The sequence below is a fragment of the Streptomyces sp. NBC_01445 genome, assembly GCF_035918235.1.
GTDB lineage: Bacteria > Actinomycetota > Actinomycetes > Streptomycetales > Streptomycetaceae > Streptomyces.
The window spans coordinates 10,279,758-10,294,676 of record NZ_CP109485.1 but is presented as its reverse complement, the minus strand read 5'-3'; the positions used below and the strand labels follow the sequence as shown (position 1 = coordinate 10,294,676).

The 14,919-nt window shown below is 66.3% G+C and carries 14 protein-coding genes and 2 pseudogenes; 8 read left to right on the top strand and 8 right to left on the bottom strand.

Features of this window, described 5'->3' with window-relative positions; all coding sequences use genetic code 11:
• Window positions 1-7 precede the first annotated feature (7 nt).
• The 5 genes and pseudogenes from OG574_RS47320 (at window position 8) to OG574_RS47300 (ending at window position 3,428) form a co-directional block, all read left to right on the top strand.
• Complete coding sequence (locus OG574_RS47320) at window positions 8-181, top strand: hypothetical protein (RefSeq protein WP_326771347.1); 174 nt, start codon at window positions 8-10, stop codon at window positions 179-181.
• Window positions 182-210: 29 nt separating this feature from the next.
• A complete protein-coding gene (locus OG574_RS47315) occupies window positions 211-1,497 on the top strand; it encodes a glycosyltransferase family 2 protein (protein WP_326771348.1) in 1,287 nt (428 codons plus the stop codon).
• A 237-nt stretch (window positions 1,498-1,734) separates the two neighbouring features.
• Window positions 1,735-1,973 (top strand): annotated as a pseudogene (locus OG574_RS47310) (NUDIX domain-containing protein); the annotation flags it as partial.
• A 242-nt stretch (window positions 1,974-2,215) separates the two neighbouring features.
• A complete protein-coding gene (locus tag OG574_RS47305; protein WP_326771349.1) occupies window positions 2,216-2,812 on the top strand; it encodes a DUF4352 domain-containing protein in 597 nt (198 codons plus the stop codon).
• A gap of 199 nt (window positions 2,813-3,011) precedes the next feature.
• Window positions 3,012-3,428: a hypothetical protein gene (locus tag OG574_RS47300; protein ID WP_326771350.1), complete on the top strand. Its 417-nt coding sequence runs from the start codon at window positions 3,012-3,014 to the stop codon at window positions 3,426-3,428.
• Window positions 3,429-3,852: 424 nt separating this feature from the next.
• Here OG574_RS47300 and OG574_RS47295 read toward each other — a convergent pair whose 3' ends face one another.
• The 6 genes from OG574_RS47295 to OG574_RS47270 all read right to left on the bottom strand — a co-directional run bounded on the left by OG574_RS47295 (window position 3,853) and on the right by OG574_RS47270 (window position 9,637).
• Window positions 3,853-4,404, bottom strand: a complete 552-nt coding sequence (locus OG574_RS47295; protein WP_326771351.1) for an SUKH-4 family immunity protein — start codon at window positions 4,402-4,404, stop codon at window positions 3,853-3,855.
• 11 nt (window positions 4,405-4,415) lie between these two features.
• Entirely contained in the window at window positions 4,416-5,951 is a 1,536-nt protein-coding gene (locus OG574_RS47290) for a nucleic acid/nucleotide deaminase domain-containing protein (protein WP_326771352.1), read from the bottom strand.
• Window positions 5,952-6,047: 96 nt separating this feature from the next.
• Window positions 6,048-7,529 carry a hypothetical protein gene (locus OG574_RS47285; protein ID WP_326771353.1) on the bottom strand — a complete coding sequence of 494 codons (1,482 nt, stop codon included), beginning with the start codon at window positions 7,527-7,529 and terminating at the stop codon, window positions 6,048-6,050.
• A 188-nt stretch (window positions 7,530-7,717) separates the two neighbouring features.
• A complete protein-coding gene (locus tag OG574_RS47280; RefSeq protein WP_326771354.1) occupies window positions 7,718-8,596 on the bottom strand; it encodes a nucleic acid/nucleotide deaminase domain-containing protein in 879 nt (292 codons plus the stop codon).
• A 112-nt stretch (window positions 8,597-8,708) separates the two neighbouring features.
• On the bottom strand, window positions 8,709-9,200 hold the full coding sequence (locus tag OG574_RS47275) for a hypothetical protein (protein ID WP_326771355.1): 492 nt from the start codon (window positions 9,198-9,200) through the stop codon (window positions 8,709-8,711).
• A gap of 248 nt (window positions 9,201-9,448) precedes the next feature.
• Window positions 9,449-9,637, bottom strand: a complete 189-nt coding sequence (locus OG574_RS47270; RefSeq protein ID WP_326771356.1) for a hypothetical protein — start codon at window positions 9,635-9,637, stop codon at window positions 9,449-9,451.
• A 376-nt stretch (window positions 9,638-10,013) separates the two neighbouring features.
• On the opposite strand from OG574_RS47270, the gene OG574_RS47265 reads away from it, so the two are divergent.
• The 3 genes and pseudogenes from OG574_RS47265 to OG574_RS47255 all read left to right on the top strand — a co-directional run bounded on the left by OG574_RS47265 (window position 10,014) and on the right by OG574_RS47255 (window position 13,157).
• Window positions 10,014-11,753, top strand: a complete 1,740-nt coding sequence (locus OG574_RS47265; RefSeq protein ID WP_326771357.1) for an AIPR family protein — start codon at window positions 10,014-10,016, stop codon at window positions 11,751-11,753.
• A 153-nt stretch (window positions 11,754-11,906) separates the two neighbouring features.
• Window positions 11,907-12,738 (top strand): annotated as a pseudogene (locus OG574_RS47260) (IS5 family transposase).
• Window positions 12,735-13,157, top strand: a complete 423-nt coding sequence (locus OG574_RS47255; RefSeq protein ID WP_326771358.1) for a hypothetical protein — start codon at window positions 12,735-12,737, stop codon at window positions 13,155-13,157. The pseudogene OG574_RS47260 and the gene OG574_RS47255 overlap by 4 nt, the downstream one beginning before the upstream one ends.
• Before the next feature lie 77 nt (window positions 13,158-13,234).
• On the opposite strand, the gene OG574_RS47250 is transcribed toward OG574_RS47255, so the two are convergent.
• Both OG574_RS47250 and OG574_RS47245 read right to left on the bottom strand, forming a co-directional pair.
• Entirely contained in the window at window positions 13,235-13,687 is a 453-nt protein-coding gene (locus OG574_RS47250) for a hypothetical protein (protein WP_326771359.1), read from the bottom strand.
• Between the two features lie 234 nt (window positions 13,688-13,921).
• Window positions 13,922-14,707: a uracil-DNA glycosylase gene (locus OG574_RS47245; RefSeq protein ID WP_326771360.1), complete on the bottom strand. Its 786-nt coding sequence runs from the start codon at window positions 14,705-14,707 to the stop codon at window positions 13,922-13,924.
• Window positions 14,708-14,919 lie beyond the last annotated feature (212 nt).

Here is a 14,919-nt window from a genome sequence, read left to right as displayed (position 1 = left end):
GGAACACATGTACGGACACAATGGTGTGGGTGCCGCGATCGGCACCGCCACTGGAGGAGCCGCTCTCGCCGCCACGGGCGGCACGGCGCTGGGGTGGATCGTATTGGGAGCCATGCTCCTCGTGATCAGCGGCGTGGCGGTCTTCCGCCTGGCGACCCGGACTAAGCGGGTGACCGCTTGAGCACTTCATCACGGGCGAGATTCACCGTGGTGACTGCTGTGGTGGTAGCGGCTCTGGCCGCTGCCACCGTGGTGGTCCACCTCCAGTCGAAGAGCCCGATCCTGACGTTCTACTGGTGGCTGGGCATGATGGTGATCGTGCTCTGCCTGGTCTCGTTCCTGAAGGGCCGGTCCTTCACACACCTGCCCGTGGCTCGCGGCCGCACGGTAGCCATCATCCCGGCCTTCGAAGAGCCCACGGACAAACTGCACCGCACCGTGTGGTCGCTGCTGGCCCAGACGCATCCCCTCGATGAGATCCATGTGATCGACGACGGCTCGCAGCAACACCCCGTGGAGCCCTTCGACCACCCCCAGGTCTTCTGGCACCGGCAGGAGAACAAGGGCAAGCGCGGGGCCCAGGTCACGGTACTGCGTCACCTCCAGGCGCAGGGCAAGCACTTCGACTTCGTCCTCACCATCGACTCAGACGGCGAGCCCTTCCCGGATGCTCTGGAGCAGCAGCTCCGGGCCATGAGCAACCCGCGGATTCAGGCCACCACTGGGATGATCTACATCCGCAACTTCGAGGAGACCTGGGTCTCCAGGGCTGCGGACATCGACATCGGCACCTCGTGCGTGATGATGCGCTCCTCGCGCTCCATGCTCGGAGCACTGGAGACCACGTCGGGCGCCTTGGCCCTGTACAGGGCAGAGCTGCTCTACGACCACCTGGACGCTTACGAGGTGGAGTGCGGAACCGGGGACGATCGCTGGCTGGCGCTGAGGGCCCTCATGCGCGGTGAGGTCGTGGCCGTCAATGAGGCCGGCGTGGTCACTGACATGCCCACCACGCTGAAGAAGACCTACCGCCAGCGTCTGCGCTGGGCCCGGTCATGGTGGTGGATGCTGCCGTTCGTGTACTCGCGGCTGTCCCTCAAGCAGCTCATCTCGCCGACCTTCGGTCTGCTCCAGCTCGTCATCACCCCTGTGATGCTGGCCTGGACTGTCGTGATGACGGTGATGACCCTGGGCGGCCGATACCACAACCCCGGCGTGGCCCTGGTGTACCTCGCGGTGTACCTCGTAGTCCGATACGGCCAGTCAGGTCTGTACGTACTCATGCGGCCGGACATGACCACACGCCAGCGGTGGCGCTCGTGGCTTGTCGGAACCCCGTCGTCCGTGTTTATGAACATCGTGCTGCTGTGCCCCACCCGCTACTGGGCTCTGTTCAAGCTTCGTGACAACGCGTGGCAGTCGCGAGGACTGACGGCCAAGACGGCTCTCCCCAAGGGGCGCCACCGCGCCGAGTCCAAGAACGTGATCAACGCCTAGCCCTTCTCGGCCTCCAAGCCCTCGCCATCAACGCGATGGTCTACAACCGCAACCGCGCGATCGAGCACCTCGAATCCGTTCCGGCCGCGTAGCGCGGCCTACTTCTGTGGCCTCGGCTGATCACCGGCGAAAGCGATGCCACCCCATCGGACGTCGCATCCGCAATCGCCGACGCGCACCCCCGAGCCGCCAGCAGCGTCGGCACTTTCCCCGACCTCAACAACCCCCCAAGGAAACATGAACCCGAAAGTCGCAAAACCCCTGATCGACACCCATGTCATCCTCCGCGACGGCGACAAGCTGCTCTTCTCCCAACGCGGCGGCCCCTACGGCTACGGCCGTTGGCACCTGCCGTCGGGCAAGCTCGATCAGGGGAGCCCCTGCGCTTGGGCGCCGCACGGGAGCTGCGCGAAGAGACCGGGGTCACCGTCGACCCGGACCATCTGCGCCTAGTGCACGTCGTCCACCACCACCAGGACAACACGTTCTTGGTCACTGCGGTCCTCGCGAATTGCTGGGGCCGCTGACCAACCCATGAACCCGTGCGCAGCAGAAGACACCGAGCACGCCACCGAGTGCAAGGCCAGTCGCGGCGGCTACTACCCGGTCAGGAGAAGCCGGTCCCGTGCGCGCCAAAGAAAAAGTAGCGGCGGTGTACAACCATCCGCCTCCTTCACAGGTCACACACATGTCGCTCACAGAAAGGGCACCCTTGCCAATGAACCGCGCCGCCAAGACCGTTGCAGCCCTGCTCCTCGCGGGCCTCCTCCCCCTCACCGCCGCATGCAACAGCGGCTCCGAGGTCACCACCACTCCGAACAAGAAGAGCGACATCAAGGCGGACGACAAGCCCGCCAAGAAGCCGGCCGAGAAGCCGGCCAAGGAAGCCGCAAAGAAGGACGCCAAGACCGGCGACACCATCACCCTCAAGGGCATGGAAGACGGTAGTCAGCTCGACGTCACCGTCGTCAAGGTCGTCGACCCCGCCAAGAGCAGCGACGACTTCATGACCCCGGAGTCCGGTAAGCGCTGGATCGGCGTCCAGTTCAAGCTCGTCAACTCCGGCACCAAGGCGTACAACGACAGCCCCTCCAACGGGGCTCAGGTCGCCGACGCCGAGGGACAGCAGTTCCAGTCCACGTTCGGGGACATCACGGCCGGCCCGTCCATGTCGTCCAGCGTCAAGCTGACCCCTGGCGGGAAGGCACTCGGCTGGATCGTGTTCGAGGCCCCGACTAGCTCGAAGGTGACGCAGGTGCAGTTCGCCATGGACTCCGGCTTCTCGGACCAGACCGGCCAGTGGGGCATCGGCTGAACCGCCGCTGATCCAGGCCCCGCTGCGCCCCCGTCGCGGCGGGGCCTCACTCCACGCACCCCGCGTGTTCCAGGCGCACCGACGGACGAGCGCTGACACACTGAAGTCCGGGCCCCGCCACGTTCCCCCGTCATTGCGGGGCCCCTCTATGCCACAACCTGAACACTCCAACTTCACACGGTCCCCACATCTGCGCATCATGCCCACCACTACACCGAACCTGGGGGACACCATGCGCCGCACCGCCACCGCCTTACTCGCCGCCGCCCTGCTCGCCAGCCTCACCGCTTGCGGCGCAAGCGAGGACGGGAAGGCGACCACGACACCAAAGGCCAAGCCGACCATCAGCAAGGAAACCCGTTACCTCAAAGCGGCCCACGAGATCACCTTCAACGGGGAGCCGTCGGACGACGAGTTGACCGCGTTCCCGCCACAGTGGTGCGACGGTCTGAACACTGGACAGCTCCTCGGCGAGGGCAACTTGTACCCGATCGGCGACGACTGGGGGACGGTGAAGCAGGACGCGTACACACTTGTGGCGACGGGGACGAAGGCGTATTGCCCTGAGAATTTTGACGCCGTGCGTGACGAGCTGAGAGATGCCGGCGCGTACTGATCTCGCATCCCACCGTGGCCCCGCCTGGAGTTCCAGGCGGGGCCTTCGTTATGCGGTGGGTTCAGCCGGTGCGCGCTCGGGCAGGCTGGCGGCTTCACACCGCGCGCAGATGAATCCGGCTGGCGGCGCGCCATGGCAGTGCTCACAGTCCGCCGGCGGCTCCAGCAGTTGCTCAGGGCTAAGTCCGAAGACCTGTGCCAGCGCCACGAGTTCGTCAACGTCGACACGGCGCGTCCCAGCATCGATCCCGCTAAGTTCGAGGACGGGGATTGGGTGGCCTGCTCGGGCGGTCCGGTCGGCGACCTCAGACGGTTGTGTGCTGCGTTACAGCGGGGGGAGTACACGCCCGACAGGCCGAATGCGCCCACTGGTTCGTCTGGTGACCAGCACGGCTGATACGAGGAATCTTGGTGGGGCGTTGCAGTTACCAGATCCCGTCGAGGATTTCATCGAGGATGGTGTTCCACTCTGATTCGTCATCTTCGAGGGGGGTGGCATCGAAGGCGGTGACGGCCTCGCGGAAGTGGTGAACGATTACTTCAGTGTTGTCTTTGTGGGCGTGAGCATCCTGGAGTTTGCGGAACTCGGTCAGGCAGTAGGCGAGTGATTCCACGTCGCGGTGCAGCGGCAGGCTGTCTTCTTCGCCCTCCGGGTAGCCGTGTACGGCACCGGAGTCCGGGTCGATGACGATGAGGGTGGTGCGCAGGTAGCCGAGGGTCTGCCAGTGTCGGCGTTCGGCCGGGCAGTCGAAGTCGTCGTCCTCAAGGTCGAAGAGGGCTCCGAGCTCGACGGGGTCGGGGTCCTCGAGTCCGATGTCGGCTCGTGTCTTGAACAGGCGCATGTTGGGGATGCCGACAGCGCTGAGGAAGGCTGCTGTGGCGGGTTCCAACGGCGTGCCTGTGTGTTGAGGGAAGTACACGATGTTGTCCAGGCCGTGAGCGCGCACGAGCTGGTCGGCGGTCAGAGTGCTCTTCAAGGGATCACGCCTCAGTTCTTCCCGTGCGCCTTCTTGAGCCGGTCCATGTAGGCCGCGTGCTCTTTGTTCTGGGTGGACTTGTCACTCTGATCGTAGTCGGCGGCATGGGTGACGGTCAGGTCGGGGTTGGCCGGCTTGAAGTAGTAGTCAAGCCATTTGTTGCATCTTGGATTCTTCTGACATGGTTCTCTTTCTGTGAAAACCTCTTGCAGGCCTGACTGTGCTCCGTTGTGCAGTAGGGGGTGGCCGATGTTGCGTTCGGAGTGGAACCGGTCGTCGCTGTAGCCGACGAGGATGGATTCCTGGTTGCTTTTCGGGTCGATGTAGCGGCCGGCGGCGTAGTTCCCGGCCCCGTAGTCGTCGCGGGCCTTGCGTGCCAGCTGGGTGGCCTGGCCGAGGTCGTTGGTGAACGGGTCGACCTTTTTGGAAGTGACGACGCCGGTGTGCCCTTTGCCGGTGCGCCACTTGCGGAGATCCTTGTCGGTCTGGGGGCGCCAGACCGTCCCGTCCGGCTCGATAATGCTGGTCAGGTTCCTGCGGTCTGTCGCTGTCAGGCCGTCCGAATCGATCTGCCCGTTGGGTAGTAGCCGGTCCACGGAGCCGTCCGAGTTGAGGATGTAGGTCCGGACGTCCTTGCAGCCGTCGAGGTCGCGTTTGGTCTTCTCGTCGCTCTTCTTGTGTTCCTTCTTGGAGTCGTCGATCTTGCCGCCGTGCTTCTCCAGGACGTGGACGGTTTCGTCGGTCTTCTTCTCGACGGCGTCCTCGGCCTTGTCCATGACGGTGGACAGTTTGTGGAAGCGGCTGTCCTTCTTGACGGAACTGCGGCGCTTGGCACCGCCGGTCTTGTGCGCGTTCTTCTTCTTATCGAAGTTGCGCTTGGTCTCGTCGTAGCCGCCCGAGGCCTTCTCGAACTCATCGAACTCGATGGCCAGGTCCTGGGCCATGTCGGCGCTACCGGTGGCGTAGCGGGAGAGGTCGTTGTCGTCGTGGGCGTCGAGCTGGTCGGTGAACAGGTCCTCGATCTTGCCGAGGATCTTTGCCTCGATCTTGTCAGTGACGACCGAGGTGATCTCGCCGATGGCGTAGTCGATGGCTTCGTGCAGGGCGAAGCGGCAGGCGGCGATGGCTGCTGCGCTGAGCAGGCCGCTGAGGCCGACGGTGAAGAACATGCCGATGACGCCTGCGGTGGCGGCCGCGGCGGCGGTGCTCAGCTCGGCGATGCAGGCGATCTTGCAACCTTCGATGAAGCCGGCGCAGTCGTCGAGGGCATCTGCCAGATCGTCGAGGGCTTTAATGAAGGTGGTCAGGTCTTTGGTGGTGAGTTTGCCCCAGCGCCGGTCGAGCGCATCGACGGTCTTGCCCTTACTGCGGCCGGCGACGATATGAGAGCAGGCCTTGTTGCCCTCGGTGATGACGTCGCGGATGCCCTCGGCCAGGTGGCGGTAGTCCTTGGCGCTGCCGCGGACCTCGTCCTCGTCTATGTTGGGCCACTTGACGCCGACGAGGTCGAGCACCTCGACGAGCTCGTCGGGCAGCTTCTTTCCCACACATTGTCCTTCCCCCGTAAAGCTTCAACCTCCCTACCCTTTACGGTAAGTAAAAGATCGTCAACCGTGGACCGTTCTGTTTGAGCCCCGGTGGGTTCAGCAGGGGCGCAGGCAGCCGACCATCTCATCGGTTCCAACAATCAGGCTGCCGACGGCGGTTAGGGCGAGGGCATGCACCGCCGAGCCCAGGCGCAGGGGGCGCACTGTGCCGGAGCTGAGCGAGTGGTGCTCGACCAGGCCGTCCGTCCAGGCGATGGCGAGCGTGGGCTCGCCTTCAACCTGTGCGGCGGCCAGGGCAGAGACCGCAACCTCCCGTGTGGCAACCGGTGTTGACAGTGGATCATGACCGGGCGACCAGACGCGGACGTGGCCGTCGGCCCCGCCGCTGTACACCAGGGGCAGGGGATCCGTGTCGTCCGACGATTTGACGTCCATGACTGCCAGGGCTGTGACGGGCGTCGGGTGAAGGGTTGCCACTTGCGGCCGGGCTGACGGCTGGTCCAGTAGATGGGCGTGCACACAGCCGGCTCGGTCCGCGGTAGCCAGCAGGGTGCCGGATGCGGCGAGGACCTGGCCTGGCTGGCGTGCCAGGTGGGCGCGGACAGTGTCGAGGAGTTGTTCCGTGGGGCTGGTTCCGTCGTCCAGGAGGGCCTGGATGCCGGTCGGTTTGGGCGCCGCGGGGCTGTGCTGGGTGTCCAGGTGGCCCTGACTGTTCAGGGTGAGGGCCATCCCGCCGGGCAGCACGGCCAGGGTGCGGGTCGCGGGGAAGGGTCTTGGCAGGCGGCCTTGAGGGGCTGCGTCGGCCGCGCTTACGGCACGCACAATCCCTCGGTGGTCGGCCATCAAGACGGTGCCGTCGAGCGCGTCGCGTCCGGTCGCCAGCGCGCGGACGGGGCCGGGCCAGGGCGGTCTGACGTCGCCGCTGGCCCGGCTCCAGACGAGACGCCAGGGGGCGTCTTCGGCGAGCTCTGCCAGATGGTCCGCCAGGCGTGGGTCGGCGTTGTCGCCGAGGGCGGTCTGGAGGATGAGGGCGCGGGTTGCGGGGTGTGGTTCGTTGGTGAGCGACTGGCCCGCGCGCAGCCAGGCAGTGCGCAGCCCTGCGTGGTCTGTGGGGCTGGTCTCGTACCGGGTGGTCACCGTCATTGGGTCGGCGCCAACGACTTGAGCCGGGTCGTCCAGATCGATGGCAAAGTCCGGCGTCTGCGGGTGCTGGGCGGGGACGGCAGGATTGGCTGCTTGCCAGGCAGCGAGGCGGGCGGCGTCAGTCCACTGGTCGTGGTCGAGGTCCATGACGGCCGGTGCGCGTGTGCTGAGCCGTGCGGCCGGTGGGCTGTCGTGGGTCACTTCGACCAGGAGTCGGACGTGCTGCAGGTTGGCCAGGGCCAGGGCCAGTTCGCTCAAGGACTCTGGGTCTGCCGAGTGGTCCAGGTCGGGCAGCACGATCGTGGTCGGCCGCTGGTCGGCTGCCAGTGCGGCTATCAGCTCGCCGGGAGTGCGGGCGGCGGCGCCGAGCTGATGGGCCAGGTCCCAGACCGCGCCGTGCAGGCCGATGCCGTGCAGGGGGGCCACGGCGTGCACACGGCGCTCGGTAGATGTGCCAGGCCGTGAGCCGTGCGCGACCAGCCAGGCCAGCAGTTCCGATTTGCCGCAGCCTGCACTGCCAGTTACCAGGCACATGCGAGGTGCGTCCGAGTCTGTCAGCCAGGCCAGCAGGGCGGCCGCGGCCGGCTCCCGTCCGGCTGCCGGCCGCCGCCAGCTCTGGATGCTCACCGCCGGGCCTGCTGCGCCGCGTAGGTGATCAGTTCCTTGAGGCCTTCCTCGCGGGACGCCGCTTCCGGCCCGTAGTCGAAGCTGTGGGTGAACTCGGCGTGAGGGAAGGTGCGTTGCAGCCAGACGGCGCAGTAGTGGCCCGGCATCATGCACGGCTGCAGTTCGCAGTAGACGCGGCGGACCTGTTCCGGCGCAATGCCCTGTTCCTCGAGCCGGCTCCAGAGAAGTTCCTCGGGGTGGGCGCGCCCCGGTCCGGTGGCGTCGGTGACGATCTGCTTGCTGCCTGCGTCGTCGAGGTACTCGAATGCGGAGGAGAACGGGAAGTTCAGGGTGTGACGGACGTCGTCCAGGACACGCGGCCACCAGCGTTCGCGCGCGTCGAACGCCGCCTCGTCGATCAGGCGCAGTTCAGCGTTGAGTTCGCGGAACGCGGCCGCGGCCACCGAGAGGTCCCTCGATGCGGCGATCACGGGCAGTCGGCGGTCCAGGCAGGCGAGTTGGGCGGTGAACGCGGCCAGGCTCGAGGAGACCAGCATGTCGTCCTCCCCCACCGCGTCCAGGAACACGGCCTGCACGGTGCCGTCGGGACGCACACACAGGTGCGCCAGGCGGTCGGTGCCGATGCGCAGCCAGTCGGTCATGTCGGCAGGCGGCGGCTCAAGGTCATGGTGACCTGCGAACACGCCGAGCGTGAGGGCGTCCGAAGGGCTCGCCGCGGTGAAGTAGGGGGCCACGATGAGCGGCACTCCCACGCTCTCCAGCTGCCGGCGGGCTCCGTCGGGCAGACGTACCCTGTAGGCGCCAGGAACAGGAATCCGGCGCATCCCGTCGGGGCCGAAATGGTCAAGCGACGAGTCCTGCACGGGCCCGGACATGAAGACTGCCTCTCTCCTGGCGACGACATCAACGACGCATCAAACGGCGCTGCAGCCATCGGGCGACTGCAGCCGGTGTAGGGAATCCCGACCTGGGCCCCATTGGCCCTTGTTACCGCTGTGCGCGCACTTCCTTCCAGCGCGCAGCGAGGTCCTCGGTCACGGTGTAGAAGAACTCGGACTTGAACCCGTCGCTCTGGCCCGGACCTTCCTCCCAGGACATGGGCCAGTTACGCCGCCGGTAGTGCTTGTGCACCACGCGGGTGAACGCGGCCAGCGAGCCACGCAACTGATTCCGCTCGACCCCGAGCCTATCGACCAGAAACGTGTAGCCCACCTTGCTCCCCGGCTGCTCAGCCAGAACGTCCAGCAGACCGATCACGGTCTGCACCGAGGCCAGTTGACTCGCGGCCAGGTCCCCCAGGTCCTCGACGCCCCACTCCCGGTACGGCCAGCCGCCATCCCCGTCCGCCCCAGACACCTCCGAAGGCGCCGCAGGCGAAGGGACCGTCGCCCCGGACAGGCTCGCCAGGAACGCGTACACCTGCGTGACGTACTCCCGCGGAACCGGCACCGAAACAAACTGCTGATCAAACTCTGCCATGACTCCCACCCCTCTCCCCAGAAGCCGCGTACACGCGGCGGCACCAAGAAGACTGACAGAGACGCAACTCTCTTGTCTACCCAGACAGAAGAGTCTACGGGTAGACCGTCTAGCAGGTGAGGACGTATGCCGCCGCGGCATCACACCGCCTGCATGCGCAGCAACACCCTTCATCAGCCTGCAATGCATAGGCCGCGCCAGGCATCGGGCGGCAGCCGCTCGCCGTCAACCATGCGAATCGGCGCCACTCACTGGCGCAACACCGGTTCCAAGCGCAATTGGGTGTCCTCTCGGTCGAATACATGAAGCGTGTCTTTAAGCAGTTGACGCCAGCCGCCGGTCAGCTCATGGAGACGCACCAGGCGGTCCTCCGTGTGGAACATGTTGACCCACTGAGCCCAGCCGCGCAGGCTGCGGGGGTCGCGGCGGCGCAGCACACTGGAAGCGGCCGAGGTGGGTTCGACTCCCGTCAGCAGGGTGCGTCACAGGGCCAGCTGGGTGGTGCCGGTGACGAGGACGACCGCGCGGGTGCCACCCGGGGGGGCGGGCAGCAAAGTTTCGGCCAGGTCGACGGCCTCCCGGCAGGTCTCAGGCCGCACCGGGTCCCGGTAGTTGACGAAGTCACTGATTACGACACGTTGTTCGCCAGGGCGTCCACCGGTGAGCACCTGCGTACCGCCAGGTCGAAGTGGCACCGACACGAGAGCATCTGCCCCCTTCCTCCAACTCCTGTCGGTGTGCAGGGTGTTCACCGTGACATCAGCCTGTCAGCATCTCTTTGTCCGGGTTCTGGCTCCTTGATGGAGGTGCTGCATGACGTCGGCCCAAAACAATGACCAGCGGCTGCTGGACCGCATCCTGGAGGACCAACACCGAAAGCTGGCGCCTGAGAAGAGCCGCGACGACTTCTTTACCTTCTTTGCTGCCGACAAAGCACTGCAGGACTGGGATCTCGACACCGACGAGATCATGGACGGCATCGTGGACGGGGCGCACGACTGCGGCATCGACGGCATCTGGACCTTCGTGGACGAGCGCTACATCACCGCCGACGCTCATCAGTTCCTGCCGTCGCGGGCGGGGAAGATCGAGCTGGTGATCCTGCAGGCGAAAAACACCTCGGGCTACCAGGAAACCGTAATCGAGAAGCTGCACTTCCATCTGCCCGCGCTGCTGGACATGAGCCGCGACGAGGACGACCTGGCCAGCCACACCAACGCCAGACTCCTGGACCGCACACGGCGCTTCCTGCACATCCTCGAAGAACTGGCGTCCTCCTTCCCCCAGGTCCGCATCAAGGTGATCTATGCCAGCAAAGCATCCGAGGCGCCGCACCCGAATGTGAAGGCCAAGGGCGACCGGTTACGCAGGGAAATCGCGAAGATCACCTCCGATTCCGAGGCCACCATCGAGTACCTCAACGCCGCAGATCTACGCGAGCGCACCGCCCGGGGTGCCAAAGCTGTCGCACAACTGGTCTTCACCGAGACCCCGATGAGCACCTCGCTCGGCGAGGGGTACGTGTGCCTGGCACGCCTGGACGAGTACTACCGCTTCATCACGTCCGGCAACGAGGCGTTGCGGCTGGAGCTGTTCGAGTCGAACGTGCGCGACTACGCAGGGTCCACCGCGGTGAACAACGCCATCGGTGAGACCCTCAAGTCCGGGACCGGCGAGGACTTCTGGTGGTTCAACAACGGTGTCACGGTGGTCGCGGACGCCGCCCAGATCGCCGGCAAGAGGATCGTCGTCAAGGAGCCCCAGATCGTCAACGGGCTGCAGACTAGTCACGAAATCTACAGCTATTTCCAAAGCGGCGGCCAGCACCGTGACCGCTCGCTCCTGGTCAAGGTCGTCGTCGCCCCCGAGTCCGGCACCGCCCGTGACCGCATCATCCGAGCCACCAACAGTCAGACACAGCTGCCTGCCGGTGCCCTGCGGGCTACCGAATCCATCCAGAAGGATATCGAGGAGAGCCTCACGCACGCCGGCGGCTACTACTACGAACGCCGCGCCAGCTACTACCGCAACCTCGGCTTCCCACTTGAACGGGTTGTCAGCATGTCCCGTCTGGCACGGGAGTTCACGGCCTTCGTCCAGCATGAGCCGCACACGGCGTTGCGGCACTCCGATGCCCTGCTGCTGGATGATCAGCACTACACCCAGATCTTCTCGTCCCGACACGACCTGGACATCTACCGCCTCTGCCTCGATGTCCACACCAGGCTGCGCATGTTCCTCACCCGGTACGCCGAAGACCGGCCGCTGCTGGGCGATTCCCTGGAGAACTGGCTCTATCCCCTGGCCTCCATGTCCGCCTACACCCTCACCCGGCTGCGCCAGCCCACCACACGAGATCTCCTCAACATCGACCTCGCCCACCTCAGCGACGACCTGATGACCCGCATGACCGGCACCCTGGAGCAAAACTTCAAAAGTGCCCTACGCCACAGCAAAGCCGGCGGCGTCGACCGCATCGCCCGAACCCCCGACTTCACCACAAAACTCCGCCAGGCCATCATCTCCCAAAGCCGCTATCACATCGAACGCTGACCGAAACCCGAGCGCTACAGGCCCCGCGAGTGCCAGTCCCGCCGACACTCAGAGGGCGGTATGTGACGTGATGCCACGTTTGTTGTCGCTGGAACGTGTGGCGCAGGCGCATCGGGGCTGATCGGGGAGTCCTGTCGTGCTGGAGTGTTCTTCGTGAGCGACCGCCAGCCCTACAAGAGCGACTTGTCCGACGAGCGGTGGGCTCTGATCGAACCCGTCATCGCCTCCTGGAAGGCTCAGCATCCCTCCGTCAGCGGCCACCAGGGCGCCTACGAGATGCGGGAGATCGTCAATGCCCTGCTCTACCAGTCCCGTACCGGCTGCCAGTGGGACTACCTCCCCCACGACCTGCCCCCGGTCGGTGCGGTGAAGTACTACTTCTACAAGTGCCGCGACGACGGCACCGACCAGACCATCCACGACCTGCTGCGCTGGCAGGTCCGCGAGAGCCGGGGGCGCAAGGCCGACCCGAGCCTGGTGGTGCTCGACACCCAGAGCCTGCACGCGGCCGTCGGGGTGCCCGCCGACACCACCGGAAGGGACGCGGCAAAATAAAGTCCCAGGCCGCAAGCGCGGCCTGGCAGTTGATGTTCTCGGTCTGGTGATCGCGGTGGTGGTGCTGGCCGCGTCCGCGCACGACAACGCCGCCGGCATCGCCCTGCTGGACAAGGTCGCCGCCGACACCGACACGGTGCACAAGGCCCTGGTGGACCAGGGGTTCAAGACCGCCGTCATCGACCACGGGCAGAAAGTGGGCATCGACGTCGAAGTCGTCGAGCGCAACCCGGCGACCAGCGGGTTCGTCCCGCAGCCCAAGAGGTGGGTGGTGGAGCAGGTGAACGGGATCATGATGCTGCACCGCAGGCTGGTACGGGACTACGAGCACCGGCCCGCCTCCGCCGAGTCGAGGGTGTACTGGGCCATAAGCGACCGGATGGCCCGGATGCTCACCGTGACCTCCACCCCCACCTGGCGCGGCGCATGAGCGGCAGCGAGCTGACCTTGGGAGCGGTGCTGGCGCACCTGGAGGAGCAAGAGCGCGAGATCGCCGTGCAGGCCGAGGCCACGCGGGGACGCATCGCGGAACTCACCGCACAACTGGAGGAGTTCGACCGGGTCGCCGAGGAGGTCCGCATCACCCGCAAGACCCTGCAGGCGCTGCCTGATCCGTCCCCGCCGACGCCGCCGGCCGCGAAGCTGCCGGACCATCCGGACTACCGGCAGATCATGGCGGTGTCCGCCGCGGCCGACGCCCCGCTGCGGGCACGGGCGGTCTGCGAGGCGATGGATCTGGAGATCGCACCCAGCAACGTCAACAACGTCCGGCTGAAGCTCAAGCGGCTGGTCGAACGCGGGATCCTGATCGAGACCGAGCAGGGGTTGTTCACCCAGCCACGGCCATAGCCACCCGGAGAGGCCACCACCAGCCCGACAACCCCAGCCGCAAGCGCGAAACAGGCAGCACGTCACTTACCGCCCTCTCAGGCTGGGCGTTCGGTGGTGAGGGTGATGCGGCCGTCTGTCCAGGCTGGTAGGCGCTGGGCGAGTTTCCTTAGGGACGGGCCTCGTACGTGGTGCAGGTGCACCACGAGTTTCGTGCCGAACAGCGCATGGAAGTGGACTCCGAGGCCCCGCCCGGTGCCGGTGAATAGTTCGTTGGCCGGGACGTCGGGCTCCGGTGGTTCGTTGAGCCGGTACACGCACAGAGCCTGACGGTCCGGGACCGGTCCGGGGAGGACGGCGACCGCGCGGACCGCCGGCCAGCCCAGTTTGATCACGGGAACGTATCCGTACGCCTGGTGGTACGCGACTCCGCCGGGATGGAAACGGACGGCCGGGTCGTCACGGCGACTCGGCGCGGGCCCGCCCGTATACGCACGGATCGTGGTCAGCAGCGTGCTTCCCGGCCGATAGAACAGCGACTCGTCGCCCACCGCGCGGCTCCTTCGCAGGCTCGTCCGTCGAGTCTCGCTAGTTTCCCAGTTTCTCCCATTGCTTGACGTGTGTGCAGCTGTCTAGTCCGAAACCCTCGGCAGAGGCTTTGGTCGCCAGTGCTGCTCTCTGAACGATGCCCACGACCCCCACCCGCCGGAACGCCACACTGCTACACATTCAGGCGACGACAAACTATCTACTCACTCACATACCGCCCTCTGAGAGCGTCGTCGTCACCCGGGCGGCCCCGGGCCGGTTCCGTTTCCGTCCACGGGCAGGCCGGCGCAGTGCGCGGCAGCCTCGAGCACTTCGCGCACCATCGTCGGAGTGAGCCGGCCGGTGAACACGTTGCGCTGGCTCACGTGGTAGCAGCCGAACAACGTGATCGCGGGGCCCGTCCCGTCCGACGCAGTGAGTGTCGTCCGCGCGCCGTGGCCAAACATCGGGCGCGGCCGGGGCACGCTCCAGCCAGCCTCCTCCAGTGCGGAGAGCGCCGCCTGCCAGCCGAAGGCGCCCAGTGCGACGACGGAGCGCATCGTCGGCCACAGCAGCCGCAGCTCCTGAGCCAGCCACGGGCGGCAGGTGTCCCGCTCGCCAGGCGTGGGTCTGTTGGCGGGCGGTGCGCAGTGGACGGGCGCGGTGACCCTGACCCCGTACAGCTCCAGTCCGTCGTCCCGGCGCGTCGATGCGGCCTGGGAGGCCAGGCCGAGGTCGTACAGCGTCGCGTACAACAGGTCGCCGGCCCGGTCGCCGGTGAAAATGCGGCCGGTCCGGTTGGCGCCGTGCGCCGCAGGTGCCAGGCCGGTGACGACGAGCGAGGCGTCCGTGGGCCCGAAGCCGGGCACGGGCCGCGCCCAGTAGTCCCAGTCCTGGAACGCTGGACGTTTGACGCGTGCGCTCTCCTCGCGCCACGCGACGAGGCGCGGGCAGGCCCGGCACAGGACGAGCCGCGCATCCAGTTCGGCCAGGGTGGGGCTGTCGGCAGCCGCCCGGCCCGGATAACCCTCGGCCGCGGACATGATCCACCCGCTTTCACGCTAGCCGTCACTGGCCGACCGTCATCTGGTGTCATCAAGAGAACAGATGTTGGCGAGTTTCCGCGAGAAGAGTGTGCCCGAGAGTCGTCGCGTCCAAGGGGAGGTGCTCGAGTTGGCGGGTGCCCGGCCAGGGGAGACCATGGGTCGGTAGCTTTCCGAAAGCCGCTCAGCCTGTCCGTCCGCAACAAGGAGCG

What these genes read in the sequence shown, in the direction of transcription:
- OG574_RS47320 (WP_326771347.1), top strand. Translation starts at nt 8, where the DNA reads ATGTACGGACACAATGGTGTGGGTGCCGCGATCGGCACCGCCACTGGA.
- OG574_RS47305 (WP_326771349.1), top strand. Translation starts at nt 2,216, where the DNA reads ATGAACCGCGCCGCCAAGACCGTTGCAGCCCTGCTCCTCGCGGGCCTC.
- OG574_RS47300 (WP_326771350.1), top strand. Translation starts at nt 3,012, where the DNA reads ATGCCCACCACTACACCGAACCTGGGGGACACCATGCGCCGCACCGCC.
- OG574_RS47280 (WP_326771354.1), bottom strand. Translation starts at nt 8,596, where the DNA reads ATGTCCGGGCCCGTGCAGGACTCGTCGCTTGACCATTTCGGCCCCGAC.
- OG574_RS47275 (WP_326771355.1), bottom strand. Translation starts at nt 9,200, where the DNA reads ATGGCAGAGTTTGATCAGCAGTTTGTTTCGGTGCCGGTTCCGCGGGAG.
- OG574_RS47265 (WP_326771357.1), top strand. Translation starts at nt 10,014, where the DNA reads ATGACGTCGGCCCAAAACAATGACCAGCGGCTGCTGGACCGCATCCTG.
- OG574_RS47255 (WP_326771358.1), top strand. Translation starts at nt 12,735, where the DNA reads ATGAGCGGCAGCGAGCTGACCTTGGGAGCGGTGCTGGCGCACCTGGAG.
- OG574_RS47245 (WP_326771360.1), bottom strand. Translation starts at nt 14,707, where the DNA reads ATGTCCGCGGCCGAGGGTTATCCGGGCCGGGCGGCTGCCGACAGCCCC.